At 61.4% G+C, this 26439-nt stretch carries 23 protein-coding genes; 10 read left to right on the top strand and 13 right to left on the bottom strand.

Annotation, left to right across the window (positions count from 1 at the left end):
• Positions 1-409: 409 nt before the first annotated feature.
• The 4 genes from AAFO90_RS03045 to AAFO90_RS03030 form a co-directional block, all read right to left on the bottom strand.
• Positions 410-2392, bottom strand: a complete 1983-nt coding sequence (locus tag AAFO90_RS03045) for an FAD-dependent oxidoreductase (RefSeq protein ID WP_347508464.1) — start codon at positions 2390-2392, stop codon at positions 410-412.
• A 3-nt stretch (positions 2393-2395) separates the two neighbouring features.
• A complete protein-coding gene (locus AAFO90_RS03040) occupies positions 2396-3121 on the bottom strand; it encodes an NAD(P)-binding domain-containing protein (protein ID WP_347508463.1) in 726 nt (241 codons plus the stop codon).
• Position 3122: 1 nt separating this feature from the next.
• A complete protein-coding gene (locus AAFO90_RS03035; RefSeq protein ID WP_347508462.1) occupies positions 3123-5168 on the bottom strand; it encodes an NADH:flavin oxidoreductase in 2046 nt (681 codons plus the stop codon).
• A 90-nt stretch (positions 5169-5258) separates the two neighbouring features.
• Positions 5259-6821, bottom strand: a complete 1563-nt coding sequence (locus tag AAFO90_RS03030) for a trimethylamine methyltransferase family protein (RefSeq protein ID WP_347508461.1) — start codon at positions 6819-6821, stop codon at positions 5259-5261.
• A 115-nt stretch (positions 6822-6936) separates the two neighbouring features.
• Between AAFO90_RS03030 and AAFO90_RS03025 the strand changes: the two genes are divergently transcribed.
• On the top strand, positions 6937-7563 hold the full coding sequence (locus AAFO90_RS03025) for a TetR/AcrR family transcriptional regulator (RefSeq protein ID WP_274836353.1): 627 nt from the start codon (positions 6937-6939) through the stop codon (positions 7561-7563).
• 15 nt (positions 7564-7578) lie between these two features.
• Here AAFO90_RS03025 and AAFO90_RS03020 read toward each other — a convergent pair whose 3' ends face one another.
• Together AAFO90_RS03020 and AAFO90_RS03015 are read right to left on the bottom strand one after the other, a co-directional pair.
• On the bottom strand, positions 7579-8355 hold the full coding sequence (locus AAFO90_RS03020; RefSeq protein ID WP_347508460.1) for a cyclase family protein: 777 nt from the start codon (positions 8353-8355) through the stop codon (positions 7579-7581).
• 38 nt (positions 8356-8393) lie between these two features.
• Positions 8394-9272 (bottom strand): LysR family transcriptional regulator, encoded by an 879-nt coding sequence (locus AAFO90_RS03015; RefSeq protein WP_347508459.1) that lies wholly within the window; start codon positions 9270-9272, stop codon positions 8394-8396.
• A 122-nt stretch (positions 9273-9394) separates the two neighbouring features.
• Here AAFO90_RS03015 and AAFO90_RS03010 point away from each other — a divergent pair, with 122 nt between their 5' ends.
• Complete coding sequence (locus tag AAFO90_RS03010; RefSeq protein WP_347508458.1) at positions 9395-9676, top strand: DUF1330 domain-containing protein; 282 nt, start codon at positions 9395-9397, stop codon at positions 9674-9676.
• Positions 9677-9743: 67 nt separating this feature from the next.
• Here the strand turns inward: AAFO90_RS03010 and fdhF are convergent, their stop codons facing one another.
• The 4 genes from fdhF to AAFO90_RS02990 all read right to left on the bottom strand — a co-directional run bounded on the left by fdhF (position 9744) and on the right by AAFO90_RS02990 (position 15350).
• Entirely contained in the window at positions 9744-12518 is a 2775-nt protein-coding gene (gene fdhF / locus AAFO90_RS03005) for a formate dehydrogenase subunit alpha (protein WP_347508457.1), read from the bottom strand.
• A gap of 3 nt (positions 12519-12521) precedes the next feature.
• Positions 12522-12656, bottom strand: a complete 135-nt coding sequence (locus tag AAFO90_RS03000) for a hypothetical protein (RefSeq protein ID WP_347508456.1) — start codon at positions 12654-12656, stop codon at positions 12522-12524.
• 2 nt (positions 12657-12658) lie between these two features.
• A complete protein-coding gene (locus AAFO90_RS02995; protein WP_347508455.1) occupies positions 12659-14347 on the bottom strand; it encodes an NAD(P)H-dependent oxidoreductase subunit E in 1689 nt (562 codons plus the stop codon).
• A gap of 97 nt (positions 14348-14444) precedes the next feature.
• Positions 14445-15350 (bottom strand): LysR family transcriptional regulator, encoded by a 906-nt coding sequence (locus AAFO90_RS02990; protein ID WP_347508454.1) that lies wholly within the window; start codon positions 15348-15350, stop codon positions 14445-14447.
• A 501-nt stretch (positions 15351-15851) separates the two neighbouring features.
• Here AAFO90_RS02990 and AAFO90_RS02985 point away from each other — a divergent pair.
• Complete coding sequence (locus tag AAFO90_RS02985; protein ID WP_065272785.1) at positions 15852-16421, top strand: hypothetical protein; 570 nt, start codon at positions 15852-15854, stop codon at positions 16419-16421.
• Between the two features lie 43 nt (positions 16422-16464).
• The gene (locus tag AAFO90_RS02980; RefSeq protein ID WP_065272784.1) at positions 16465-18294 is read left to right on the top strand and encodes a methyl-accepting chemotaxis protein; all 1830 of its coding nucleotides are present in this window, start codon (positions 16465-16467) and stop codon (positions 18292-18294) included.
• Positions 18295-18393: 99 nt separating this feature from the next.
• Here the strand turns inward: AAFO90_RS02980 and dacB are convergent, their stop codons facing one another.
• Positions 18394-19878, bottom strand: coding sequence for a D-alanyl-D-alanine carboxypeptidase/D-alanyl-D-alanine-endopeptidase (dacB, locus tag AAFO90_RS02975; protein WP_347508453.1), 1485 nt, complete (start codon positions 19876-19878; stop codon positions 18394-18396).
• Between the two features lie 113 nt (positions 19879-19991).
• Here dacB and AAFO90_RS02970 point away from each other — a divergent pair, with 113 nt between their 5' ends.
• Positions 19992-20798 carry a DMT family transporter gene (locus AAFO90_RS02970; protein WP_347508452.1) on the top strand — a complete coding sequence of 269 codons (807 nt, stop codon included), beginning with the start codon at positions 19992-19994 and terminating at the stop codon, positions 20796-20798.
• Here the strand turns inward: AAFO90_RS02970 and AAFO90_RS02965 are convergent.
• On the bottom strand, positions 20787-21410 hold the full coding sequence (locus tag AAFO90_RS02965; protein ID WP_347508451.1) for a nicotinate-nucleotide adenylyltransferase: 624 nt from the start codon (positions 21408-21410) through the stop codon (positions 20787-20789). The genes AAFO90_RS02970 and AAFO90_RS02965 overlap by 12 nt on opposite strands.
• Positions 21411-21901: 491 nt before the next feature.
• Between AAFO90_RS02965 and AAFO90_RS02960 the strand changes: the two genes are divergently transcribed.
• The 3 genes from AAFO90_RS02960 to AAFO90_RS02950 all read left to right on the top strand — a co-directional run bounded on the left by AAFO90_RS02960 (position 21902) and on the right by AAFO90_RS02950 (position 24660).
• A complete protein-coding gene (locus AAFO90_RS02960) occupies positions 21902-22090 on the top strand; it encodes a hypothetical protein (RefSeq protein ID WP_347508450.1) in 189 nt (62 codons plus the stop codon).
• Positions 22091-22518: 428 nt separating this feature from the next.
• Positions 22519-24174: an energy-dependent translational throttle protein EttA gene (ettA, locus tag AAFO90_RS02955; protein WP_274827814.1), complete on the top strand. Its 1656-nt coding sequence runs from the start codon at positions 22519-22521 to the stop codon at positions 24172-24174.
• 276 nt (positions 24175-24450) lie between these two features.
• Positions 24451-24660: a hypothetical protein gene (locus AAFO90_RS02950; protein WP_347508449.1), complete on the top strand. Its 210-nt coding sequence runs from the start codon at positions 24451-24453 to the stop codon at positions 24658-24660.
• Positions 24661-24701: 41 nt separating this feature from the next.
• On the opposite strand, the gene trxC is transcribed toward AAFO90_RS02950, so the two are convergent.
• Entirely contained in the window at positions 24702-25133 is a 432-nt protein-coding gene (gene trxC, locus AAFO90_RS02945; protein ID WP_347508448.1) for a thioredoxin TrxC, read from the bottom strand.
• Positions 25134-25369: 236 nt separating this feature from the next.
• On the opposite strand from trxC, the gene AAFO90_RS02940 reads away from it, so the two are divergent.
• Positions 25370-25921, top strand: a complete 552-nt coding sequence (locus AAFO90_RS02940; RefSeq protein ID WP_065272778.1) for a L,D-transpeptidase — start codon at positions 25370-25372, stop codon at positions 25919-25921.
• 230 nt (positions 25922-26151) lie between these two features.
• The gene (locus AAFO90_RS02935; RefSeq protein ID WP_065272777.1) at positions 26152-26358 is read left to right on the top strand and encodes a cold-shock protein; all 207 of its coding nucleotides are present in this window, start codon (positions 26152-26154) and stop codon (positions 26356-26358) included.
• The last annotated feature ends 81 nt before the right edge of the window (positions 26359-26439 follow it).

Below are 26439 nucleotides of genomic sequence, written 5' to 3'. Positions count from 1 at the left end.
GCCCCATCCTCAAAGATGCCCCAGTCTCTCCTGAGCGTCTCAACCGTCTTTCCGATCCGTCAACCTTCCGTTTCCGCGTCGCCGCCGTCCCGTCCGGTGTGTCTCAGCAGCGCCTCAGCGCCGCCGGTGAAGGGGGTTCTAGTCCCAACTCCAAATACCCGCAACCCTAAAATCAACAAAAACCGAAAAAATGGGAATTTTCTCACATTACTCAACAAATTCAAAACCTTAACCCACACTTAAATCTGGCCCCGATGTGCGATTGAGCGGTACCTTCTCCTTTTTGCAGGCCCTTTCGCCCACACTCGGCGAGGGACGCTTAGTCCTCCACAGGGTTATCCACAGAATGCCGTTGAATCACACCTGAAGGGGGCTGGAATCGTATGCAAATCCCCCGGACAGGAGCCGGTCAAAACGCGAGACCGACTCGACGACCATCGAAAATTGCCTGCGCCGCCATCCGGGGCGCATCGGCATCACCGACGAGTTGCGGCGTAACACCCAGCCCGATCAACTCGTCCCGCAGAGACATATCCGCATGGTTCGGGACCGCCATTACCAAATCGTCGGCCGGAATGGCCCTTTGCGAGCCGGTCAGCAGGCAGGTCACCGTCGCGCCCTGCCCGTCCCAGCCTGCGATGGCGGCCTCGGTCACGAAGGTGACACTCACCTCCGCCAGTGCGCGGCGGAGGTGGAGATCCGTGGCCGAACGCTGCAGCTCCTTGCCCACCATCGGGTCCGGCGTCACCAGCGTCACCCGGTGCCCGTCTTCGGCCAGCCGCCAGGCGGTGCCGCAGCCGCGCCAGTTGCCGCCTTCATCCAGGACGATCACCTCCTGGCCCAGACGGGCACGGCGGGCCATCACATCCTCGGCGGACCAGACGTGGCCGTGTTCGATCCCCGGCAGGTGGGCCAGATGCGGTAGGGCCTTTTGGAACCCGGTCTCCGTCGGCTGGCTGCCGGTAGCCAGGACCACCCTATCGGCCCCCTCAGCCTTTATGTCCCCGGCATCCATATAGGTGTTGAGCCGGACATCAACGCCCAGACGGGTGAGCTGGCGATCGTACCAGCTGATCAGATCGGTGATCTGCCCCCGGCGTGGCTGCAGACCAGCCAGATGGAATTGCCCCCCCAGATGCGCAGCCGCCTCGACCAGGGTCACGTGGTGGCCACGCTCGGCCGCAACCCTGGCGGCCTCCAGCCCGGCGGGGCCACCGCCGACCACCAGCACCTTTTTCGGATCGGTCGTCGGGTTGAAGCGATCACCGCCCCAGTCATGCTCTCGCCCGGCGGATGGATTGACCAGGCAGGAAATCCAGTAATCCCGGCTGCGCCTCCCCCAACACTGCTGGTTACAGGACAGGCAGCCCCGGATATCCTCTGCCCTGCCCGTCTCAGCCTTGGCAACAAGATGCGGATCGGCGATCTGGCCGCGCACCAGGGACACCAGATCTGCCTCTCCCGCGCCCAGAAGGGTATTGGCGTTCTCCGGCGTGCGGATATGACTTTCGGAAGTCACAAGGGCCTGCCCTACCGCGCCCTTCAGCGTTCGGGCCAGATCCGAGGTCAGCTTCTCCCCGTGCTGAAAGCTGGGCAGCAACCGGGCGAAATCGAAATAGGAACCGGAGCCAACGGTCACATAGTCCATGGCACCTTCGCTGTCGTGCAGGGCGACGATCTCGGCCATGCTTTCACGGCTGAGCGCCACATCCACCCCCGGTTCGTCATTGACCGACAAGCCGATGATAAAGTCCTCACCGCAGGCGCGGCGGATGCGGTGCAGGATCGTGCGGGACAGGCGCGTTCGGTTTTCAAGGCTGCCACCCCAGCGATCATAACGCTGGTTGGAAAAGGGGGTCCAGAACTGATCGAGCAGGCAATGATAGGCGGCCCAGACCTCGACCCCGTCGAACCCTGCTTTTTGGCAGCGGATCGCGGCCTGAACGAACCCTTCGATGGTTTCCTCGATTTCGGCCTCGCTCATCATGTGGCTGGCGTCGCTGTCGTGGTAACTTGGCCCACCCGAGGGGGACCAGGCGGCGTGCCAGGAATTGTCCTGATCGCCGTGGGCGCCGACGTGATAGAGCTGCTGAATCATCACCGCGCCTTCGGCCTTGCTGGCCTCGGTCAGGCGACGGAAGTGGGGGATCACTTCATCGCTGGAATGGAGGAAATTCCCGCGCGTCAGCACCGCAGAGGCATGCACCGGCATCGGCTCGACCACGATCATCGCCGCGCCGCCCAGCGCCCGTTCGCGGTAATAGGCCGTATGGGCGTCCCCAGGCAGGCCTCCGCGGGCCATATTGGTGGTGTGGGCGCCAAAAACGATACGGTTGCGCAGCGTCTTGTGGCGCAGGGTCACCGGGCGAAAGATATGCGGAAAGGTGTTCAATGCTCAGCCCTCCAGGTCGTTCAGTCCTGACATCAGATCGCCGGTCATCCCGGCGGCCTCCATATGCTGGCGCAGGCGCTGGTTATAGCCGCCCGGCGTATTCAGCGCCGCAATCAGATCGGCGCAGCCGGTCTCGGCAAGGCTGGTGGCCACCAGCATCCGCAGGAAGGCCTCTCCCTGCGCGGGGTCCGAAACCCGCGTGCCCAGCCAATCCGCCGCATCGCCAACCATGCGCGCCACCGGCGACAGCACCGCCTGCGCACAAAGATACGCGTCCAGTTCTGCACTGTCCTTCAGCGCAAAGACGGTATTGCGGGTGCCAAAAATTTCATTGACCAGATCGGTATCGCCCTGCGCCATGATGGCGGAACCGCCCTGCGCGATGCCGGGAAAGGGCATCATCACCGCCGAGGCCCGCGCGGGGGCGATCATCCGCCCCACCTGCCCGAGATCAGCGCCCGCCATGAAGGAGATCACCCGCTGATCCGCGCGAAAGGTGAGCGGCGCGAGGATACCCGGTGCGCCCCCGGCCATGAGCCCCAGAAAGATCACATCGCTTTGGTCCAGAACCTGCTGGTTCGGCGCGACCGTTACGCTTTCAAACGCATCGGCCAGCGCAGCAGAGACACCCTTACTGCGCTCGGAGATCGTGATCTGGTGGCCGTCCCCCGCGATACCGCGCACCACCGCGCCCGCGATGGTGCCGGTGCCGATGACGCCGATCCGCATATCAGATGTCCTTCATCAGGCGCAGCGCGTCATAGATCGCCGCATGGGTGTTGCGGGCAGACACCGCATCGCCGATGCGAAAGAGCTGGAAGGTGCCATCTGCATTGCGCGTCACATCCTGCGGCGCACCTGCGATCAGTGCCTCGTGATCCAGCTCGCCTCCATTGCGGCTGAGCGGCTTCAGATCGAAGTAGAGATCATCCAGCGGCAGGGTACCATAGTTCACCACCACCTGATCATAATCAGCGGTATAGTTGTGATCGCTGTAATCGGTGCCGATGGTGGCAGTCAGGACATTGCCGTTCTTGGCCACATCGAGCAGACGACGGGTCACGGTGAAACGCACGTCCTTATCCTGAAGGCTGCGCATATAAGGCACCAGGTTCATCGCCATGATGTCGGGGGCGAACACCCGGTCTGGCGTCATCACCTCGACCGTGCTGCCCGCCGCAGCAGCGACCTCGGCGGCCATCAGGGCGGGGTGATCGCCGCTTTCGTCGTAGATCAGCACGTTCTGCGCAGGCTTTACATCGCCCGAGATCAGATCCCAAGCCGAGACCACATTGGCAGCTTCTTCCTTTTCCTCAAACAGATGCCCGTTGGGCAGGCCGCCAGTGGCCACGATCACCACATCGGGGTTGAGGGCGGTGACATCCGCCGCCTCGGCCCAGGTGTTGAAATGGAAGGTCACATCGCGCGCTGCGCATTGCGCCATGCGCCAGTCGATAATGCCGATCATCTCGCGGCGGCGTGGGCTTTGCGCGGTCAGCAGCACCTGCCCGCCGGGATCGGCGGCCGCCTCGAACACCGTCACGTCGTGGCCGCGCTCGGCAGCAACCCGCGCCGCCTCCAGCCCTGCCGGACCTGCGCCGACGATGACGACCTTCTTCTTTTGCGTCGCGGTCGGAATGTCGTGCGGCATCGTCAGCTCGCGCCCGGTGGCAGCGTTGTGGATACAAAGGGCATCGCCCGCCTGATAGATCCGGTCGAGACAGTAGGTGGCACCGACGCAGGGCCGGATGTCCTCCTCGCGCCCTTCCATGATCTTTTTCACCACATGGGGGTCGGCCATATGGGCGCGGGTCATCCCCACCATATCAAGAAGCCCCGAGGCCACCGCATGGCGCGCCGTTGCCACATCGGGAATACGGGCGGCATGGAAGGTCGGCATGCCAGTCGCCTCTTTCACCGACCCGGCAAAATCAAGATGCGGCGCGGCGGCCATGCCCTGCACCGGGATCACGTCGGTCATCGCCGGATCGGTATGGATGCGTCCCCGGATCACGTTGAGGAAATCCACCATGCCGGTGGCAGACAGGCGTTTGGAGATTTCGAGCCCCTCTTCGGGGGTGATGCCACCTGCCTGACCCTCATCCGCCGTGTAGCGCAGGCCGACGATGAAATCGTCCCCGACCCGGTCGCGCACTGCCTGAAGCACATCCAGCGGCAGTTTCATGCGGCTTTCAAGGCTCGCGCCACCATAGGGACCATCCAGATCATTGGTCAGTGGCGACCAGAACTGATCCAACAGGTGCCCGTAGACCTGCAATTCGATGCCATCCATGCCGCCTGCCTTCATCCGCTCGGCGGCATCGGCGAAATCGGTGATGATCCGTTCGATATCCCAATCCTCGGCCAGTTTCGGAAAGGCCCGGTGCGCCGGTTCGCGGTGGCGGGTGGAGCTGACCGAAGGCAGCCAGTCGCCCTTGTTCCAGGTGGTGCGACGACCCAGGTGGGTCAGCTGGATCATCACCGCCGCACCGTGTTCATGCACCCGGTCAGTGAGCGCCTGGATCCACGGCACCACCTCGTCCTTATAGGCCAGCACGTTGTTGAACACCGGCGGGCTGTCCTTGGACACCGCTGCCGACCCCGCCGTCATGGTCAGCGCCACCCCCGCTTTGGCCCGCTCGGCATGGTAGGCGGCATAGCGCTCCTTTGGCATGCCATCCTCCGGATAAGCCGGTTCATGGCTGGTGGTCATGATCCGGTTACGCAGGGTGAGGTGTTTCAGTTGGTAGGGCTGCAAAAGCGGATCATTGGACATCTTGGCGCTCTCCTTGCGGGCATCTGTTGCGGGGTGGTCAGGTCAATGGTGAAACGGAAACGGGTTCAGGAAAAGGCCTCAGTACAGGACTTAATACCAGGCATCGGGCACCTCGGCTTTCTTCTGGGTGATAAAGGCCTGAAGCGCCTCATCCGTACCTTCGTCCATCGCGGGCGCCTCATAGGCGGCCAGCTGTGCCTTCCAGCGGGCGTTGGCACGGGAGGCCGCATCGACGCCGCCCTTTTCATCCCAGGTTTCCCAGGGCTGGTGATCGTCCACCGCGCTGTCCCAATAGGCGGTCTGGTAATGGCGCAGGGTGTGCTGGGTGGAAAACAGGTGCTGCCCGGGGCCGCCTTCGGCCAGCGCGTCGAACCCAAGCGTGTCTTCGTTGACCTCGAAGCCTTTCAGATAGGCATGCAGCGCACCGCAAAGGTCCGTATCGAGAATGAATTTTTCGTAGGACATCGACAAAAGCCCGTCGAGGAAACCTGCCGAATGCAGGATGTAATTGGCCCCGCATTGCACCGCAGACATCATCGACATCATCGACTGCTGCATCGCCTGCGCATCGGGCAGTTTCGAGGTTGAGAAATTCCCGGCGCAGCGCAGCGGCAGGTTCAGGCGACGCGCCAGCTGCCCCATGGCCAGCGAGGCCAGCGCCGGTTCCGGTGTACCAAAGGTGGGCGAGCCCGACCGCAGCGACATGGAACTGATGAAGGAGCCCAGAATGGCAGGCGCACCGGGGCGCACCAGCTGGGTGATGGCGCAGGACACCATGGTTTCGGCCAGACATTGCGCTAGCGCCCCCGCCATAGTCAGCGGTGCCACTGCCCCGCCCAGCAGGAAGGGCAGATGGATCGACCCCTGCCCCGCCGCCGCATAGGCACGGATCCCCTGCGAGGTGACGCCATCGATCACCAGCGGTGAGGTGGTGTTGAAATTGCCCATGATGACGCAGTTCTGATCGACGAAATCCGCACCAAACAGGATGCGGCACATCTCGATACTGTCCTCGGCACGCTCGGGCGCGGTGATCGAGCCCAGGAAGGCCCGGTCGCTATAGCGTATATGGGCATAGACCATATCCAGATGCCGCTTGTTGACGGCGATATCGGTCGGCTCGCAGATGGTGCCGCCGGAATGGTGCAGAAAGGGGCTCATCTGCGCCAGTTTCACGAAATTGCGGAAATCGGCGATGGTGCCGTAGCGGCGGCCATTGTCCAGATCCATCACGAAGGGAGAGCCGTAAGAGGGCGCCAGCACCATGGCATCGCCGCCGATCTCGACCGAGTTGGCAGGATTGCGGGCGTGCTGGGTAAATCGCGCGGGCGCGGTCTTCAGAATCTCCCGGATCATGCCGGGGGCGAATTTCAGGTTCCAGCTGCTGGCGGTCAGATCGGTCACCTCGGCGCCTGCCGCGCGGAACAGGGCAACGGTTTCGGGATCGTCGCGGAACTCCAGTCCGATTTCGGACATGATACGCTCGGCGGTGGCCTCGATCTGCGCAAGGCTCTCCTCGGACAGGATGTCATAGGTGGGGATACTGCGGCTGATATAGGGCACGCGCAGGTGTTCGTTCTGCCCCGGCTCTGCCGTGCGCCCAGCGCTGCGGCGCGCCCGCCGACCCCGCGATTTGACTGCCACCTCTGCCATCTGTGCGACCTCCTCTTATCGAATTGACATCATCAGTTGACATAAGTGTCAATTCAATAATCACATACGTCAACTTCGATTGCGTCACGAGGATGTCGCTGTTATGCAAAATGCCATGAACGCTTCTCAGACCCTTGCAGAACTCTCCCAGCAGACCAGCAGCGCGGATGCCTGGCTGATGGCCGCCTATGAAGAGCTGACCGCCCATGGCGTCGGCGCGGTGAAGATCATGCCGCTGGCGAAAAAACTGGGGGTCTCGCGCACCAGTTTCTACTGGTATTTCAAGGATCGCGAGGCGCTTCTGGAGGCAATGATCCGCCACTGGGAGGACAAGAACACCGGCAATCTGGTGGCTCGCACCGAAGCCTATGCGGAGAATCTGTTCGAGGCGGTGTTCAACCTGTTTGATTGCTGGCTAGACCCGGATCTGTTCGATTCCCGGCTGGATCTGGCGATCCGCAACTGGGCGCGCAGCGACCCGTCGCTACAGGCCCGGCTGGATCTGGCCGATGCTCGCCGCAAGAGGGCGATGACCGATATGCTGATCCGGTACGGGTATGATCCCGAGGACGCCGAGATCCGCGCACTCACCATGATCTACACTCAGATCGGCTATATCTCGATGCAGGTGCACGAGGACGCGGCCCAGCGTCTGGCGCGGATGCCGGGCTATATGGAGGTCTTCACCGGCCAGAAGCCCGCGCAAAAGGACATCGACCGCTTCATGGCGCGCCATCGCTGAACAGCGCGCTGTTCCTTAGTCGTTGAAGATCGCCACCGCCCGAATGAACCCGGCAGAGGCACCCTTGATCTTGAAGGGAAAGCAGGAAATCTCGAACCCTGTCGGCGGCAGCTGGTCAAGGTTGGTCAGCTTCTCCATATGGCAATAGCCCACCTCCATCGAGGCGCGGTGCCCTTCCCAGATGATCGACGGGTCGCCCGATTTTGCGTATTCCTGCGCCGTCAGCGGAAAGGGCGCATCCCAGCTCCAGGCATCCGTGCCGGTGACACGCACACCCCGCTCGGTCAGGTACAGTGTCGCCCCCCGCCCGATGCCGCAGCCCCGCACCAGGTAATCGGGATGCCCATAACGCGCCCCGGCCGAGGTATTGACCACCACGATATCAAGCGGCTGCAATTCGTGGCCGATCCGGTCCAGCTCGGCCTCCACATCCGCGGCTGTAACCACATAGCCATCGTCGAAATGGCGGAAATCCAGTTTTACCCCCGGCGCCATGCACCATTCCAGCGGCACCTCGTCGATGGTGATCGCCCGCTCCCCGCCATTCATGGTGGAATGATGGTGATAGGGCGCATCCAGATGGGTGCCGTTGTGGGTGGCGATCTGCAGCCGTTCGATCGCCCAGCCCTCACCGCCGGGAAGGTCCTCCCGTTTCAGCCCCGGGAAAAAGCTCATCACCTGTTCAGCGGTCTGATCGTGAGAAAGGTATTCGATCTGCGGCAGCATGATCTCTGGGTCGGACTGGATACCTGTTTCTAGAGCAACAGAAAGATCGACAAATCGGCGCGGCATGGGAAATCCTTTTTGAAATCTGCCGCGATGCTAGCGCCTCAGGGCAGGCATGAGAACAGGGTTCTGTTGTCGCGAAACCAAGGTTCCAGAATGCCCTTGAGCGCCGTGACCTTGGCCGATCCCTGCAGGTCCCGGTGGCTCAGCAACCAGATCGGCGCGTAGGGTTGTACCGGCAGATGCGGCAGCGGCACCAACTGCGGAAAGGCGCGCCCAAGGAAGACGGGCATGCGCAGGGCACCCATCCCCGCCAGCGCCGCGGCAATCATGCTGGGCATATCATCAAGCCGTGCCCGCACCCGTATATCGGGATGGATCTTGCTGGCGGCGGCGGGCGGCGCATCGTGCCCCGCATAAAGCACCCATTCCAGCGGTGCCTGCGGATCGCGCGCCGCCGCTTCGGCGATCTCGGGCAGCGCGAAAAACCCGCTCTGCTGTTCGGCAAGCTTGCGCCCCACCAGCGTCTCTTGCGGGTGGCGACTGATCCTGAGCGCCAGATCAGCCTCACGCCGGGCGAGATCCAGAACGCCATTGGCCGCCCTGACGGTCAGCTCCAACTGTTGGTGTTCTGCCGTGAACTCTGCCAACAGCGGCGCCAGAAAGGTCTGGATCAGCAAGGGCGGCGCGGTGAGGCTCAAAGGGCCGCTCAGATCCTGCGCCCGGCCCGACAGGCGCCGCATCGCCGCCTGCTCCTCGGCCTCCATTCGGGCGGCGGCCGCAGCGATCTCATGCGCCTCATCGGTCGGGTGATAGCCCTCGGGGCGGCGTTCGAACAACGGACGACCCAGCGCCTCCTCGGCGCGGCGGATGCGGCGCGCCACGGTGGTATAGGTCAGCCCCAGTTGCGCGCCCGCAGCGGCCAGATTACCGCCGCGCACCAGCGCAAGAACGGTCTGCATATCATCCCATGTGATCTTCATGCGTGCGTTTTTGCATGTCTGATGTCGAAATTCACGCGTTTTTCTACACCGCGCCGCCGGGCATTCAGCACGGGTTGAAACACGGGTCGCAAACTCGACCACTCCACAGAAGGAAACGCATCATGGTCTATGCCTATGTCAATCTGCCCATCACCAACCCGGACAGCTTTGCCGCCTATCGCGAAAAAGCAGGCGCCGCGCTTGCAAAACACGGGGGGCGGGTCGTGACCTCCTCCCCGCAGCAGCGGGTGATTGAAGGCTCCCGTGACGAAACCGGGGTCGGCGTGATTCTGGAATTCGACAGCACCGAGGCTGCGCTCGGCTGGATCAACGATGAAGAGTTGAAAGAAGTGCACGGCCTGCGTCAGGCCGCGGGCAACGGGGCGATCACCCTGTTGGGCTGACCCATACAAATAAAACCGGGCGCAATGTGGATGACATTGCGCCCGGTAACAGTCTCATCTGGCTGGATTACTCCGCCGCGATCTGCTCTTCCGCCTTTTCGACCCGAACCGCCGAGAATTTGAACTCGGGGATCATGCCGTAGGGGTCCAGCGCCGAGTTGGTCAGCACGTTGGCTGCCGCCTCGACATAGGCGAAGGGCACAAAGACCATATCTTCGGACACGGCCCGGTCGGCGCGCGCCATGATCTTGATCGAACCGCGCCGGGTGGAGAGACGCACCATGCCGCCGGGCTCGACACCCAGTTTGCGCAGGGTCTTCGGATGCAGCGAGCAGTTCGCTTCCGGCTCTACCGCATCCAGCACCAGCGACCGGCGGGTCATCGCTCCGGTGTGCCAATGCTCTAGCTGGCGGCCGGTGGTCATGATCATCGGATACTCATCATCAGGCGCCTCATCCGGCGCGATCACTGCCGCCGGCGTGAACATCGCCTTGCCACCTTCGCGCGGGAAGCCATCGCCGAACACCACCGACTGGCCCGGATCCTCGGGCGACAGCGACGGGTAGGCCACGGTCTCGTTCTCCAGCCGCTCCCAGGTGATGTTGTTGAGCGATTTCATGTTGAGCTTCATCTCGGCAAAGACCTCGGACACATCGGTATAGGTCCAGGGCAGACCGATCCGCTGCGCCAGATCGACGGTGATCGACCAATCCTCGCGCGCCTCACCCGGAGGGGTGACAGCCGGGCGGACCCGCTGCACCTGCCGGTTGGTGTTCGAGACGGTGCCGTTCTTCTCGTAAAGAGCCGAAGCGGGCAGGATGATATCGGCAAAGTTCGCCGTCTCGGTCAGGAAGATATCCTGCACGATCATCAGTTCCAGCTTAGCAAAGGCCTCCCGCGCGTGATCCGCGTCGGGGTCGGACATCGCCGGGTTCTCACCCTGGATGTACATGCCCTTGATATTGCCCGCATAGACCTGATCGACGATCTCGGTTACCGTCAGGCCCTTCTCGTTCGAGAAGTCGCCGCCACCCCAGACATCGGTAAAGGAGCTGCGCACTTCGTCGCTGGTCACCGTCTGGTAATCCGGCAGGAACATCGGGATCAGGCCGGCATCGGATGCACCTTGCACATTGTTCTGACCGCGCAGCGGGTGCAGGCCGGTGCCGGGACGCCCGACGTTGCCGGTCATCAGCGCCAGACTGATCAGGCAGCGCGAATTGTCGGTGCCGTGGATATGCTGGCTGACGCCCATGCCCCAGAAGATCAGCGCAGATTGCGCGCCAGCGAACATCCGGGCCACGCGGCGCAGCTGCTCCGGCGGGATGCCGCAGATTTCGCTCATCTTCTCAGGGGTGAACTGGCGCAGATGCTCTTTCTCGGCGGCCCAGTTGTCGGTCCAGCGGTGGATGTACTGGCTGTCGTAGAGCTCCTCCTCGACGATCACGTTCATGATCGCGTTCAGCATCGACACATCCGCCCCGGGACGGAACTGCAGCATTTCAGTCGCGTAGCGGCGCATGCCGACGCCGCGCGGATCCATCACGATCAGCTTGCCACCGCGTTTGGTGAACTGCTTGAAATACGTCGCCGCCACCGGGTGGTTCTCGATCGGGTTGGCACCGATGATGATCGCCACATCGGCGTTTTCGATCTCGTTGAAGCTGGCGGTCACCGCACCGGAGCCGACGTTTTCGATCAGCGCCGCCACCGAGGAAGCGTGGCACAGACGGGTGCAGTGGTCGACGTTGTTGTGCTTGAAACCCTGGCGAATGAACTTCTGGAAGAGATAGGCTTCTTCGTTGGTGCATTTTGCCGAGCCAAAGCCCGCAACGTTGCGCGGATCCTCGTTGCGCAGCTTGATCAACCCCTTGGCCGCGAGATCCAGCGCCTCTTCCCAGGTCGCTTCGCGGAAATGGGTGGAGAGGTTGCCCGGATCGACGTTCAGCCCCTTGGCCGGCGCGTCGTCGCGACGGATCAGCGGCTTGGTCAGGCGGTGCGGGTGGTGGATGTAGTCGTAGCCAAAGCGGCCCTTGACGCAGAGACGGCCTTCGTTCGCCGGGCCATTGATGCCCTCGACGTATTTGACCTTGCCGTCCTTCACCTTGAGGCTGACCTTGCAGCCGACGCCGCAGAAGGGGCAGACGCTCTCGGTCTCGGAATCGTAATCCTTGCTGTCACCTACCTGCGCCTCGTCCACCATAGAGGCGGGCATCAGCGCGCCGGTCGGGCAGGCCTGAACGCATTCGCCGCAGGCCACGCAGGAGGACGCGCCCATCGGGTCGGCGATATCAAAGGTCGGATAGGCATCGTGACCGCGCCCGGCCATACCGATGACATCGTTCACCTGCACTTCGCGGCACGCACGCACGCAGAGGCCGCAGGAAATACAGGCGTCAAGGTTCACGCTCATCGCGACATGGCTGTCATCGAGCAGCGGAATGCGGCCCTCTTCCAGCTTGGGGAAACGCGACTCCGAAACTCCGTTCAGCTCGGCCATATCCCACAGGTGCGAGGACTTATCGTGCGCCTCTTCCTGCTTGGGTTGGTCGGCCACCAGAAGTTCCATCACCATCTTGCGGGCGTTTGTGGCGCGCGCATTGTTGGTGGTGACAACCATGCCCTCGGCGGGTTCGCGGATACAGGAAGCTGCGAGCGTGCGCTCGCCTTCGATCTCCACCATACAGGCGCGACAGTTGCCGTCGGGGCGGTAGCCCGGCTGCGGCTTGTGGCACAGGTGCGGGATTTTCAGACCGCGACCGTTGGCGACTTCCCAGATGGTCATGCCCGCATCCGCGGTGACCTGTTCGCCGTCGAGGGTAAAGGTGATTTGCTTCGACATGGCTCAGATCTCCTTGGCTTGCGAAGATGAGAATAGGGGAGTGCCCGCCCCGGGGTGGGCGTGAAGCGCCCGCTCATGGGGGCGGGTCGGGCGCTGCCCGGCGTTACCCGCCGGGCGGAACATCAACTGAAGGATCATGCTCAGATTTCCTCCGGGAAATGTTTCATGGTCAGGCGGATCGGGTTCGGCGCGGCCTGGCCCAGACCACAGATAGAGGCATCGACCATGGTCTGGCTCAGCTCCTCCAAAAGGCCCTGATCCCACTTGTCGGCCTGCATCAGTTTTACCGCCTTCTCGCAGCCAGCCCGGCAGGGGGTGCACTGGCCACAGCTTTCATCCTCAAAGAACCGCAGCATGTTGAGCGCGGCCTCGCGGGCGCTGTCCTGATCGGACAGGACCACCACGGCAGCCGAGCCGATGAATGTGCCATGTGGTTGCAGCGTGTCGAAATCGAGCGGGATATCGTCCATGTGCGCTGGCAACAGACCGGAGGACGGACCGCCCGGCTGATAGGCCTTGAAGGCGTGGCCATCGAGCATACCGCCCGCGGCCTCGATGATATCAGCGATGGTGGAACCTGCGGGCAGCAGATGAACACCGGGGTTCTTGACCCGGCCCGAGACGGAGTAGTTGCGCAGCCCCTTGCGACCGTTCTTTTCAACCAAATTCAGCACTTCGGGGCCAAAGCGGCAGATGCGCGCCACCCAGTAGAGGGTTTCGACATTGTGCACGAGCGTCGGCTGACCAAAGATCCCCACCTGCGCCACAAACGGCGGGCGGTGGCGCGGTTCACCGCGCTTGCCTTCGATGCTTTCGATCATCGCGCTTTCTTCGCCGCAGATATAGGCCCCTGCCCCGCGGCGCAGATCGATATAGCCTTCCTCGACAATACCGGCATCTTCCAGCGCCTTGATCTCGCGGCGCAGGATTTCCAGCACCGCCGGATATTCGTCGCGCATATAGATAAAGGCTTTCTCGGCCTCGACCGCCCAGGCGCCGATCAGCATGCCCTCAAGGAACATATGCGGGTCGCGCTCAAGATGGTGACGGTCCTTGAACGTGCCGGGCTCTCCCTCATCGCCATTCACGGCCAGATAGCGGGGACCGGGATTGGCGCGTACAAAGCCCCATTTCTTGCCCGAGGGGAAACCGGCGCCGCCAAGACCGCGCAGACCGGCCTCAAGCACCTTGTCCTGCACCGCTTCCCAGTCGCCGCCCTCGCGCAGCTCGGCAAGGATGCGATAGCCGCCATCGGCGACATATTCGGCATAGGTTTGGTAATCGGGGATCTGCGGGTGGATGTCACCGGCGTGAACGGCGGCAATCGCCTTTTCCGCGGTGGCGTGATCGATGTGATTGTGACCGATCTCCAGCACCGGCGCCGTGTCGCAACGGCCCATGCAAGGCGCGCGCAGCACACGCACCTCGGACGGGTCCAGCCCATCCTCCAGCGCTTTTTGCAGCTGCTGGGCACCGGCCAGTTCGCAGGACAGGCTGTCGCAAACCCGGATGGTCAGCGCAGGCGGAGGGGTCTCGCCTTCCTTCACCACATCGAAATGTGCGTAGAAACTGGCGACCTCATAGATCTCGGCCTGACCGGTGCGCATTTCCTCGGCCAGCGCCCGGATATGCGCCGCACTGAGACAGCCATACGCATCCTGGATGAGATGCAGGAATTCGATCAGAAGATCGCGATTGCGGGGGCGGTCCCCCAGAAGTGCCAAGACTTCCTCGTGGGCCTGATCGTCAAGCTGACGACCCTTGGGGGTTTTGCGTCCCTTGCCCTTGCCGGATTTCCATACGCCCTTGCTATTGTCCAACGGTGCCACGTTGATCTCCACTTCGCTGGTGCCATGCGCTTTGGCATTTCATCAGCTGTGAATATCGTCAAATCGCATATTCATAAGGCACGATAACGAAGACTTATTATTCAAAGGCGGCAACCACGTCCCTCAGCGCCCGGACCGTGGTCAGCTCGGGCTCGCGGTCCAGCGTGGCCATGCAGATCGGCCGCGCCTGTTCCGGCGCCTCCAGCCGCAGCACCCGGGTTCCTTCGATCGGGCCCAGCGCATCTGCCAGCGCTTGCGGCAGGATGGTAGCCACAAGCCCCTCACGCGCCATAATAATAGCGGACATAAAGCCGCTGGATTCCGACAGGACCTCGGGCCGCAGCCCCTGCTCGGCAAAGATCCAATCCAGAATACGCCGGTTCTGCATCGATTGATCCAAGAGGCTCAGCGGCAGTTCAGCAGCCTGTGCCCAGCTGATTTCACCGGCGCCCTCGCCCGCCTGCAGAGCGATCTGCGCCACCAAGCGGACCGGCGCCAGAACCACATAACGTTCGTCGTAAAGCGGCTGCCTGATCACAAGATTTTGTTCGATGGAGTCCATATACGTGAGCCCCGCATCCAGCGTTCCCTCGAACAGACGCTGCTGGATGGCCGCCGAAGACATCACGTTGATTCGAGCTAGAATGCGCGGGTGGGCCTGTTGCAGCCGGTTGACCAACCGCGCCGCAAAACTGGTGGCCGTCGGCACCACACCCAGATCCAGCGTGCCAGTAACCTGCCCGCGGGCCGCCGCGATCTCCTGCTCCAGCGCCCGGGCGTCATCCAGCAGCGACCGGCCCCGCGCCACGATCAGCTCGCCTTCGCCTGTCAAACCCTGAAACCGGTTGCCGCGCCGCACGATGGACACGCCCAACTTGTCCTCCAGGTTGCGAATCCGCATCGAGAAGGCAGGCTGCGACATGCCGCATTCTTGTGCAGCTTTGGCGAAATGCTGGTGTCGGGCCAGCGCCGTCAGCAGCTGTAGGTCTTTGAGCTCAATCATGCGGTGACATTAGGGGCTTGCAGAGTGCAACTTCAATGCCGCACGGTTCGGTCCAGATCACAATGACTTTTCCAATATTCGAAAGCTCGCGATGCCTGACATAGGCAGAATGCGATGCCATGAATGGAATCGCCTGGAAGCCGTCCCTGTGCCGTCAATATTCAACCATCAAAAACGCCATGAAAACCGCGAGATAACACTTACAATTTTAAGCTTGTTATCTCCAATGCCCCCCTGCACACGCCCCCCTTCCCCCTGTTTCAAGGCTGTGCCTTCCTTACTGCGCCCAGTCACACAATCGTGATTTTGAATGTAATTCAGAGGCTTGCTGCATTTCGCAGGCACGCCCCTGATCAGTCGCTGCAACGCAGAAATCCCCTTCAAAACCTGGCCCAAAGGCCGCCCAGGACCCTCACTGCACCGTTAATTCATCCGTAAACCCTTGGACCTAGCGTCGATCATGGTCTGCATCCCGACCTAAATCACAGCAAAGAGTATCCAATGCGTATAGTTACCTGTTCCGCCCTGTTTTCCCTTGTTCTGTCGCCCGTCTGGGCCAACGACTTTGAGCCAAGCATGAAAGCGTATCTGGAAAATAGCATCCGTGACTGGGCAACCGCCCCGGTTCTGATTGATGCCATCAACGGGCAAAACGCCCGGACTTCCGGCTATTCGCAGGCTCAGATCGATGCCATGGACACAGCCTGGCGCGCCGAAGTGGGGACCGCCTCCACACCGACGATCACGCCTGTGCTGGAGAATGCCGCCGCCGACTTCCTGCGCGAGCAGGTGGTGAAATCGGGTGGCCAGATCACCGAAGTTTTCGTCATGGATGCCCATGGGCTGAACGTGGCTGCCTCGGCGGCGACCTCTGACATGTGGCAAGGCGACGAGGCCAAGTTCCAGCAGACCTACCCCGTCGGCCCGGATGCCGCGCACTTCGGGGATGTCGAGCTTGATGCATCTACCCAAAGCTATCAGGCGCAAATCTCGCTTACCATTGTGGATCCCGCAACCGGCGCTCCGATCGGAGCAATGACGGTGGCTGTTGACGCTGAATCGCTGATGTAATCCAGCGCGTTCCACGCACTGCAAAAGATCGAAAGGTGCACAAATGAAAGTCCGTCTTCCCTCGATATCCCTGTTCAAAGGCATGTCGGTATTCATGAAATGCTGCCTGTTGATCGCGGCAACCACTCTGGTGGTAGCCGGATCGCTGACCTACAAGAACGAGAAGACCTTCAAGGCCGCCGTTGAAAAGGGCGTCCGCACGCTGGGCAGCGGGGTCACAATCACCGTGGCAGCCCGCAGTGGCGGCGCCATCCGGTTTGGGGACTCGGACCGGCTGTCGGCTGATATCGAGAAACTGATCGAACTGTCCGATGGCCGCGCCCTGGCAGGGGTTGCCGTAAACAAGGATGGCAAGGTCGTTGCAACCGGTGGAGAAATCAGCGAAGCCGACCTGGCAAAGCTGAGCGAGCTCGGCCATGCCTCGGCCCAGTCTGGTCAGACGGAAATGTCGGCGGACGGTTACTATGTTGCTGCTCCCGCGACGGCCGGGGCCGATGGATCCGTCATTGTGGGCTCTGTCGCAATGCTCTGGTCGCCCGAGGTGGCCTTTGCTGAAGCCGCCTTTGACGAAATGATGTCCATGGTCTTCGCGATCGCAGCCTTTGTGATCATGTGTACACTTTCGGTCTTTGCGCTGCGCTCTATCCTGTCGCGCCCGCTCAGCAGCGTCACCAAGTCGATCGACGTGATTGCCGACGGCGATTACGACACCGAAGTCAGCCACCTGGACCGCCGCGACGAAATCGGCCGAATTGCCCAGACGCTGGATCATTTGAAGTCCCAACTGGCCGCCGCCCGTGAGGTGGAGGAGCAGCGCAAGGTGGCCCAGGCTGAGCAGAAAAAGGTCGTCGAGACGCTGAACGTGGCGCTGCAGGACATGTCCGAAGGCGATCTGAGCAAGACCATCGACACGCCCTTTGCCACCGAATACGAAAGCCTGCGCCAGAACTACAATGCCACCGTGGAAAAGATGGTCGGCATCATCGACGCGGTGATCGACAATTCGACCCGCATCCGGGAAAACTCCGAGGAAATCAGCCAGTCGTCCAGCGATCTGTCGCAGCGCACCGAAAGCCAGGCGGCCACGCTGGAGGAGACTGCAGCGGCCATGGAAGAGCTGACCGTCAGCGTCCGCTCCGCTGCCGATGGCGCCAAGGAAGTTGAAACCATCGTGACCGAGGCGAAATCCACCGCCGAGCAAAGCGGCAAGGTGGTGACCGATGCGGTCAACGCGATGTCCCAGATCGAAACCTCTTCCGAAAAGATCTCGCAGATCATCTCGGTCATTGACGATATCTCCTTCCAGACCAACCTTCTGGCGCTGAACGCCGGGGTGGAAGCCGCCCGTGCAGGCGAAGCAGGCCGTGGCTTTGCCGTCGTTGCCTCGGAAGTGCGTGCCCTGGCGCAGCGTTCCTCGGATGCTGCTCAGGAGATCAAGGGCCTCATCGCCGAAAGTTCCCAGCATGTGAACAAGGGCGTTGATCTTGTCGGCAAGGCCGGTGACGAGCTGAAGAAGATCATCGACCGCGTCGGCACCATCTCCGGCCATATCTCCGAGATCGCCGGCGGCGCGCGGGAACAGTCGACAACTCTGGCCGAGATCAACACCGGCGTCACCCAGCTGGATCAGGTCACCCAGCACAACGCCGCCATGGTCGAAGAGGCAACCGCCGCAGCCCAGATCCTGCGCAACGATGCCAACGAACTGGCCCGGCATGTCTCGGTCTTCAACACCGGGGGCGGTCGTCGCCCCGTGGCCAGCATCGCAACGATGCCCGCGCCTTCGGCCCACCCGGCACCCGGCAGCGAGAACGACGATTTCTTTGCGGACGAGCCGCCTGCGAAAGTGGCGGTAGGCTGGGAAGACTTCTGATCCCCGCCAACTCCTCAAGGATAAAAAAACGCGGCCCAATAGGGGCCGCGTTTTTCATTGTAAGCGGGACACCATCGGCCTTTTGGGAAGGCCCCAGTGTCAACTTCCGTAAACGCTGCCCCAGCGCTCGATCAGCATCTGTTGCAGCGCTTTCGCCTTGCGGTTCCATCCACGCGCGCCTGGCGGGCGCTCCCGGTCGGCGCGTTTGATCCGTGACCGGGCCGTGGTGTTGGCGGCAAAGATCGCAAAGGCCAGCTCGGTACCGTCGGCAGCCATCATGAAACCGCCCAGCCCCGAGACGAAATTGAGGGTCCCGGTCTTGGCCAGTACTTTGATGGGATGAGATTTCAAGACCCGCCCTTTGCGGTCCCGCATCGGAAACGGTTTCAGCAGGGGCTTCAGCTGCCCTGCCCCATGGGCCGCGATCAGCACCGTGACCAGATCATCCGGCGTCATCCGCGAGGCATCGCCAAGGCCCGAATGATCCACCAACCGGCTGTCTTTCATACCGTATTTACGCGCTGCCCAATCGCTCATCTGGGCAGCGGACTGCCGCAGCGATCCGGGACGCTTGCCCGCTGCTGCTGTCGCCGACATGCCGATCATTTCAGCCATCAGATTGTTGGAATACTTCAGCATCGCCTTCAGCATCACACTCAGCGGCGGGCTCTGATGCTGGGCCAGAACCTGCGTCTGCGGCAGGCTCTGCGTGACCTTGGCCTTGCGCAGGGCAATACCGTGCGACCGCGCCAGGGTCCGGAACACATCCCCTGCATATTCCGCCGGACGCCGCACCGGCAACCAGCGCGAACCACCATTGCCAAGCGCCTGACTGGCCACGGTCCATGTATCGGCGCCGCCCCGGTCCACATAGGTATAGACCGGCAGGGCGCGGTTCTTCACCGCCATGCGCGCCATGGCGACTTCGGGGCGGTATTTCTCGGTGCGGGCATCCATGCTGACGGACCAGCCCTTGGACCCGCGCTTCCATTCGAAATGAACACGGTTGAAATTGAGCGCGATACCAGACACCGCCGGGCTGTAACCCACGTGATCCGGCTGCTCCGGATCGATCGACTGCACCTGTGGCAAGGCGCCATCCCAGACTTTGAAATCGCCACGCACCTCACGCAGGCCCGCGGCCTTCATGCTACGCGCCAGCTGCGCCAGATGGTCGGTGTTCAGCATCGGATCGCCGCCACCAGCAAGGATAAGATCGCCATGCAGCACGCCACTGCGGATCTGGCCTGCGGCCAGAACCTGGGTGGTAAACCGGTGTTCAGCCCCCAGCACATCCAGCGAATAAAGCGCCGTCAGGGTTTTTGCGACGCTGGCCGGCGGCAGCCCGGCCGCGCCCGCTTGCGATTCAAGCCGCGCCCCGGTTTTGACATCCGCCACCGCGCAGGCGACCTTGCCCTGAAGGCCAGAGCGCGCAAGCACCGTCTCCAGATCCGCCACCGCCGCAGCGGTCCGTTCTTGTGTCCGAGCTACAGGGCGCAGGGACACCGTCGGCGCATTGGCCCAGCTTGCAGATCCTGCTAGCGCCGCCATCCCGGCGCCAAGGAGTTTTCGTCGCGATATCATATCTGTCAGTGTCTTATAAAAACTGCCAAACGACAAACCCGGGCGGCTTTTTCTGTTTCGCCTCCGTGCCCTGCCTGCTACCGCTGGCCCCCATGTTCCAAGCAGTCACTATCATGTTCATCGCCATGTCAATGATCCCCGCCGGGGATCTTTGCGGGAAGTTATTGACCAGCAGCGGTCTGGCAACACCCGGGTTCGTGGCCTGGTCGCGTTTTGCCATCGGTGCGCTGCTGGTGCTGCCCTTTGCCCCCCGGGGCTGCCTGCGGCTGCTGAAGGACTGGCGGATCTGGCTGCGCGCGAGCCTCATCACCGGCGGTATCCTGTCGGTCCAGACGGCCCTGCAAACCGAGGCGATCGCCGATGTCTTTGCCGCCTTCTTCATCGGGCCGGTGATCAGCTATGTATTGTCTGTGACCCTTTTGCGGGAAAGTACCACGCCGCTGCGCGCAATCTTGATGGGCGCGGGCTTCTGCGGTGTGCTTCTGGTGGTCCGCCCCGGTTTCGGTGGCTCGGCCAATCTGATGTATGCGGTTCTGGCGGGTTGTTTCTACGGCTGTTTCCTGACGGCGTCGCGCTGGCTGGCCCATGTCGGCAAACCGGTCGAGCTGAGCTTTACGCAGCTCCTGCTCAGCGCGCTGTTTCTGTTGCCGCTTGGCCTGTCCAACCTGCCCGAGGCGAGTCTCTCTACCGCCGCCCTGACCGTCGGAAGCGCGACCTTTTCCATGCTGGGGAACCTACTCTTGCTCTATGCCTATAGCCGGAGCGAGGCCTCGCGTCTGGCGCCCACCGTCTATTTCCAGCTGATCGCGGCGGTGCTGCTGGGCTGGGCCGTCTTCGGTCAATTGCCGGATCTTCTGACATGGGCCGGGCTTCTGGTAGTGATCAGCGCCGGGATCGCCTCGGCCAGCCTACGTCGCTGACCAGTCCCCTCGTGCGCGGATTTCCGTCGAACTGGTATCAATCATGGGCACATTGAGGAAACACCAGGCAGGAGTCTCGGCCCCGGCCAGCAGGTGGCTCTGGCTGCTTTTCAGCCGGTATTGCCCATAGATCTTCGCAGCCGGAGACAGCCGCGCCGAGATCCGGTCGCCGGGGCGCGCCAGCACCCCGACCGGCACCGTCTCAAGGATCTCGCGCCAGTCCTTCCAGCGGTGAAAATGGGTGAGGTTGTCCGCCCCCATCAGCCAAACAAATCGCACGCCGGGATAACGCGCCCGCAGATGCCGCAGGGTCTCCGCCGTGTAGCGCGTGCCAAGGCGTGCCTCGATATCGCTGATCTCGATCCGCGGATGCTGCATCATCTTCCGCGCCGCCGCGACCCGCCGTTCCAGCGTGGCCGGGGCACGGGATTTCAGCGGATTGCCCGGAGAGACCAGCCAAAGCATCCGGTCCAGATCAAAACGTCTCAGCGCCGCAAGGCTGATCTCAACATGCCCCCGATGCGGCGGATCAAAGGAGCCGCCAAGCAGCCCCACGCGCATGCTGGGGCGAAGATATGGAAATCCACAGGTCATCGACCGCTTGATGCGCATAGTTCTGCGGGGAAATCAATTGGCTGCACTACACACAACACAGCAACGACAATTTCCTTGCGCAAGTGGCCCGAACCAAGCTCGATGCACGCATTGACTGAACCCCTTGCCGCCGCGCGGTCACAGAGCGGACCGCGTTCTTCAGCAACAGCTGCGGCGTGAATGCATGCGGACAGATGGGGAGAAACAGACACTGAGGTGCTTGTGCTCTTGGGGTTTTTGCTCTCAACTCTGTCGTGTCGGGGGCCCCTTGCAGGCTGTTGCGGGAACTGTCTATGGTGCCCGCAAAAATATTGAAAACACTGGTGCATAGGAAAATAATACTCGCAAATATGGTTGGAGACTGGCAGTGAATGTTTGCTTACTTTGCCCCTTCAACACACCGCTGGATGCCAACGGGTTTCAGCTTTTTGGAGGCGGTTGCCTTACCTGCTTACGATTTCTCCAAATAGGTTTTCAGGTAGATGTCGGAGAAAAGAAGTGAGTGATTATTGGAAAAAGAATTGGCGATTTTTTTGGTTCTTGTTTTGGCCGAGTTGGTCATGATTGGTGACAAGATTTTTCTGGGGGATAACCGCGGGGTATCTGATGGCCTTACCTCGGTTGATTTGGCAACTTATGTTTTTTTGCCGCTTGCCATGTTGCAGATGATTATTTCGTCTTTTTATGAGAAAAAATAGATTTAAGAGGGGCTGGCGATGTTCGATTTTCTAAGGACAAATGTGCGGTTGAAAAACGCTCATCCTGTGTGGGCAATTTTGGGCCTGTGATGGCTTTGTCGCACAAATCCGGTGATAGCCAGTCTTCCCCTTACCCCGGACGGATTTAACCTACGGGCTCAGTGACGGGTAGGCCAAGAACCGAATAGCGTTTTTGGACGGCGACGCGGGCGGTTGCTTCTCGCCCTCCCCTCGGTTCGGACGCCGTTCCCAAATCCAGCGACTGGCGCACAGGGGGTGCACGCATGGTGCACAAGTGGTGCACGGTTAGCACCCCCTGAAATACGCCGTTCCTGCATCCTCGCGACGCTCCGCCTAGGCGATTGCTCCTGCCCGGCCCATCCGCTATCACACCGGGCAGCGAATTTCCCCGATTATGGAGCAGTCACATGGCCGCCTATCAATACGTCTACCACATGCAGGGGGTCTCCAAGACCTACCCCGGTGGCAAGAAATGCTTTGAAAACATCCACCTGTCCTTTCTGCCCGGCGTGAAGATCGGTGTCGTCGGCGTCAACGGCGCCGGTAAATCGACTCTGCTGCGCATCATGGCCGGGATCGACAAGGATTTCACCGGTGAAGCCTGGGCCGCCGAAGGCGCCAAAGTGGGCTACCTGCCGCAGGAACCGCAGCTGGACGAAAGCCTGTCGGTGCGTGAAAACGTCATGCTGGGCGTTGCGGAAAAGAAAGCAATTCTCGACCGTTACAACGAGCTGGCCATGAACTACTCGGACGAAACCGCCGAGGAAATGGCCAAGCTGCAGGACGAGATCGACGCCCAGAACCTTTGGGATCTGGACAGCCAGATTGACGTGTCGATGGAGGCGCTGCGCTGCCCGCCGGATGACGCAGATGTGAAAACCCTCTCGGGCGGTGAAAAACGCCGGGTCGCCCTGTGCAAACTGCTGCTCGAAGCGCCCGACATGCTGCTGCTCGACGAACCGACCAACCACCTCGATGCCGAAACCATCGCCTGGCTGCAACAGCACCTCATTGATTACAAAGGCACAATCCTCTGCGTCACCCACGACCGTTATTTCCTCGATGACATCACCAGCTGGATCCTGGAACTGGACCGCGGCGCCGGTGTGCCCTGGGAAGGCAACTATTCCAGCTGGCTGGAGCAGAAGGCCAAACGGCTGGAGCAGGAAGCCCGCGAAGACAAGTCCAAGCAGAAAACGCTGGAGCGCGAATTGGAATGGATGCGTCAGGGTCAGAAGGCACGTCAGGCCAAATCCAAGGCCCGTATCGCCGCCTATAACGAGATGGCGAACCAGTCCGAACGCGAAAAGGTCGGCCGCGCCCAGATCGTGATTCCCAATGGTCCGCGCCTTGGTTCCAAGGTGATCGAGGTCCACGGTCTTTCCAAACACTATGGCGACAAGCAACTGATCGAAGGGCTGGATTTCTCGCTGCCCCCGGGCGGCATCGTCGGCGTGATCGGCCCCAACGGCGCCGGTAAATCGACCCTGTTCCGCATGCTGACCGGGCAGGAACAGCCCGACGATGGCACCGTCGAATTCGGCGATACGGTAAAACTCTCCTACGTCGACCAGTCGCGCGATGATCTCAATGACAATGAAACCGTCTGGGAAGCGATTTCCGGCGGCGCCGAGATCATTGAACTGGGCGATGCACAGGTGAACTCGCGCGCCTATTGCTCTTCCTTCAACTTCAAGGGCGGCGATCAGCAGAAAAAGCTGAACCTGCTATCCGGTGGTGAGCGCAACCGCGTGCACATGGCCCGGCTGCTGAAAGAAGGCGGCAACGTGCTGCTGCTCGACGAACCGACCAACGATCTGGACGTGGAAACCCTGCGCGCGCTCGAAGACGCGCTGGTGGATTTCGCGGGCTGCGCGGTTGTCATCTCGCACGACCGTTTCTTCCTCGACCGGATCTGTACCCACATCCTGGCCTTTGAAGGCGATGCGCATGTGGAGTGGTTCGAGGGCAACTTCGAAGATTACGAAGAAGACAAGAAACGCCGCCTTGGCGCCGACGCGCTGGAACCCAAGCGCCTGAAGCACAAGAAGTTTGTGCGTTAAACCTTAGCCGGGCCTGTCAATATGGCAGTCCCGGGTCTGGCCTTTGAGAGGTGCGAAAGCGCCTTGCCGCGGGGAAAGTCTGGCGCGGTTAGAGTTATAAAGCCAGCAAAACGCAGGGCCAGATGCCCAACCGCCCCACTCCCTGCCGTGGATTTTCCACAGCTTCGCCGCAGACCCATCCAGATTTAAACAAAATCTTAAGGACTATTGTCTGTAGTGAAAGACACGGGCTGAGGTATCTTCCTTTCGTCGATCTATCCGGAAACAGGAGAAGACATGGCACTAGCAGGCATCATGATGGGAACGCTGACCGGTTTCTTCTCGGCGCTGTTCAGCCTTGTTGTACTGGGCCATTCCGTCTGGACCAGCCTTCTGGTCTACTCCGGCGTCGGCATTGCAACAGCGCTGATGCTGACGATTGCGGTGCTGTTGCGCAATCTTTCTGATGCACCGCACCTGACTGACGAGGCGACGGCCGAGGCCTGAACGCCACGCTCAGCCCCGACCTGTTCCCGAACGGGCCTCTGCTACGCCGGGCTTTTCACCCACCCAATGATCTGACCTTCGCTCAGCGCGCCTGACTGGCGCTTGCTCTCGCGACCACGCTCAAAGGCAACCATGGTCGGAATGCCGCGTATACGATAGCGCGCGCCGGTGGACTGGTGGTCTTGGGTGTTCAGCTTGACCAGCCGCGCCTTGCCCGCCAGCTTCTTCGACGCCTTGGAGAACTCCGGCGCCATCATCCGGCAGGGGCCGCACCAGGGCGCCCAGAAATCCACCACCAGCGGCAGGTCATCATTCTTGGCTGCCTTTTGCAGAATGGCCGGGTCGATATCCAGCGGCCCATCCGGGATCAGAGCCGCGCCGCAGGTGCCGCACTTGGCGCCTGCGGTCAGTTTCTCCTCGGGCACCCGGTTCAGCTGGGCGCAGGACAGGCAGGTCAGGGTTTTGGCTCCCATGACAGGATCCTCCTCAAAAGGGGTCTGGCGCAGAGGGCGCTGCGCCTCTGCTGAAACATTCAAAATTCCATATAGGAATGAAACCGGCTCCAGCAAGAGGCGCACATGCACAGTCAATCACCGCCTCAGGTCATTGTGATCACACCTCTGACTGCATGCTTCCCGCCCCCATTGACGCATATTCAGCGCCAGATCAAAATATTGGTCTGTAACGTTCCATAGTAAATGAGGCCGATATGATTTCACGCCGCCTGTTTCTCGCCAGTTCCGCCCTCGCCGCGACCCTTCCTGGTTTTGCCGCTGCTGAGGGTGCTTTCGATCCGACTCCTCAGGTCGTGAGAATCAAGAAAGAATTCGCCCCCGGGCAAATTCTGGTCCTGCCCCGGTCCTATTACCTCTATTTCGTGACAGAGCCCCGCAAGGCGATCCGTTATGGGGTCGGGGTTGGCCGGGCGGGCCTGGAATTCACCGGCAGCGCGGTGATCGAGGCCAAGAAGGAATGGCCCACCTGGCGGCCGACTCAGGAAATGATCGAGCGCAGCCCGCGCACCTACAGCCGGTTTGCAGGCAACAAGTACATTCAGCCGGGCGGCCCCGATAACCCATTGGGCGCGCGGGCTCTTTACCTGTTTCAGAACGGCATCGACACCTATTTCCGCATCCATGGCACCAACCAGCCGGACACCATCGGGCATTCGGTGTCCAACGGTTGCATCCGCATGCTGAACGAACATGTGGTGGACCTTTATGAACGGGTTCCGCTGGGCACCGTCGTGACCGTTCTTTAGGCGCTGCGGGCATCGCAACAGGCGCATTTTAGCCACACAGCAAAAATCCCCACCAAGATAAGGCGCGCGTTTTTCTTGCGTGATGGGGGCAGGATGGCCAATGCTGTTACTGCGACGTTACGCGAATGACATTACTGTACGCCTTACAGGCACGGTCGTGACCATCTGCTGATGCGGCCGCCTGACCGCACCGGCGGTTAGACTGAGACTAGACTTTAGGAGTACAGACGATGGCCACAGGCACCGTCAAATGGTTCAACACAACCAAAGGCTATGGATTTATTGCCCCCGATGCGGGCGGCAAAGACGTATTTGTTCACATTTCAGCGGTTGAACGCTCGGGCCTGACCGGCCTCGCAGACAACCAAAAAGTATCCTACGAGCTGCAACCGGGCCGTGATGGCCGCGAGTCGGCCGTGGATCTGCAACTGCTCTGACTTCCGGGTAATTCCTCCGGACCAGCGCTACGATGCTGCAGCTCCCTGCTTGGGGGCTGCTGTCTCGGTCGTTCTTGCCGC

Source organism: Phaeobacter sp. CAU 1743, from assembly GCF_039839315.1.
In the GTDB taxonomy this organism is placed as follows: domain Bacteria; phylum Pseudomonadota; class Alphaproteobacteria; order Rhodobacterales; family Rhodobacteraceae; genus Phycobacter; species Phycobacter gallaeciensis_A.
The sequence above is the reverse complement of the archived record's forward strand: the minus strand, read 5'-3'. Positions and strand labels throughout refer to the sequence as shown.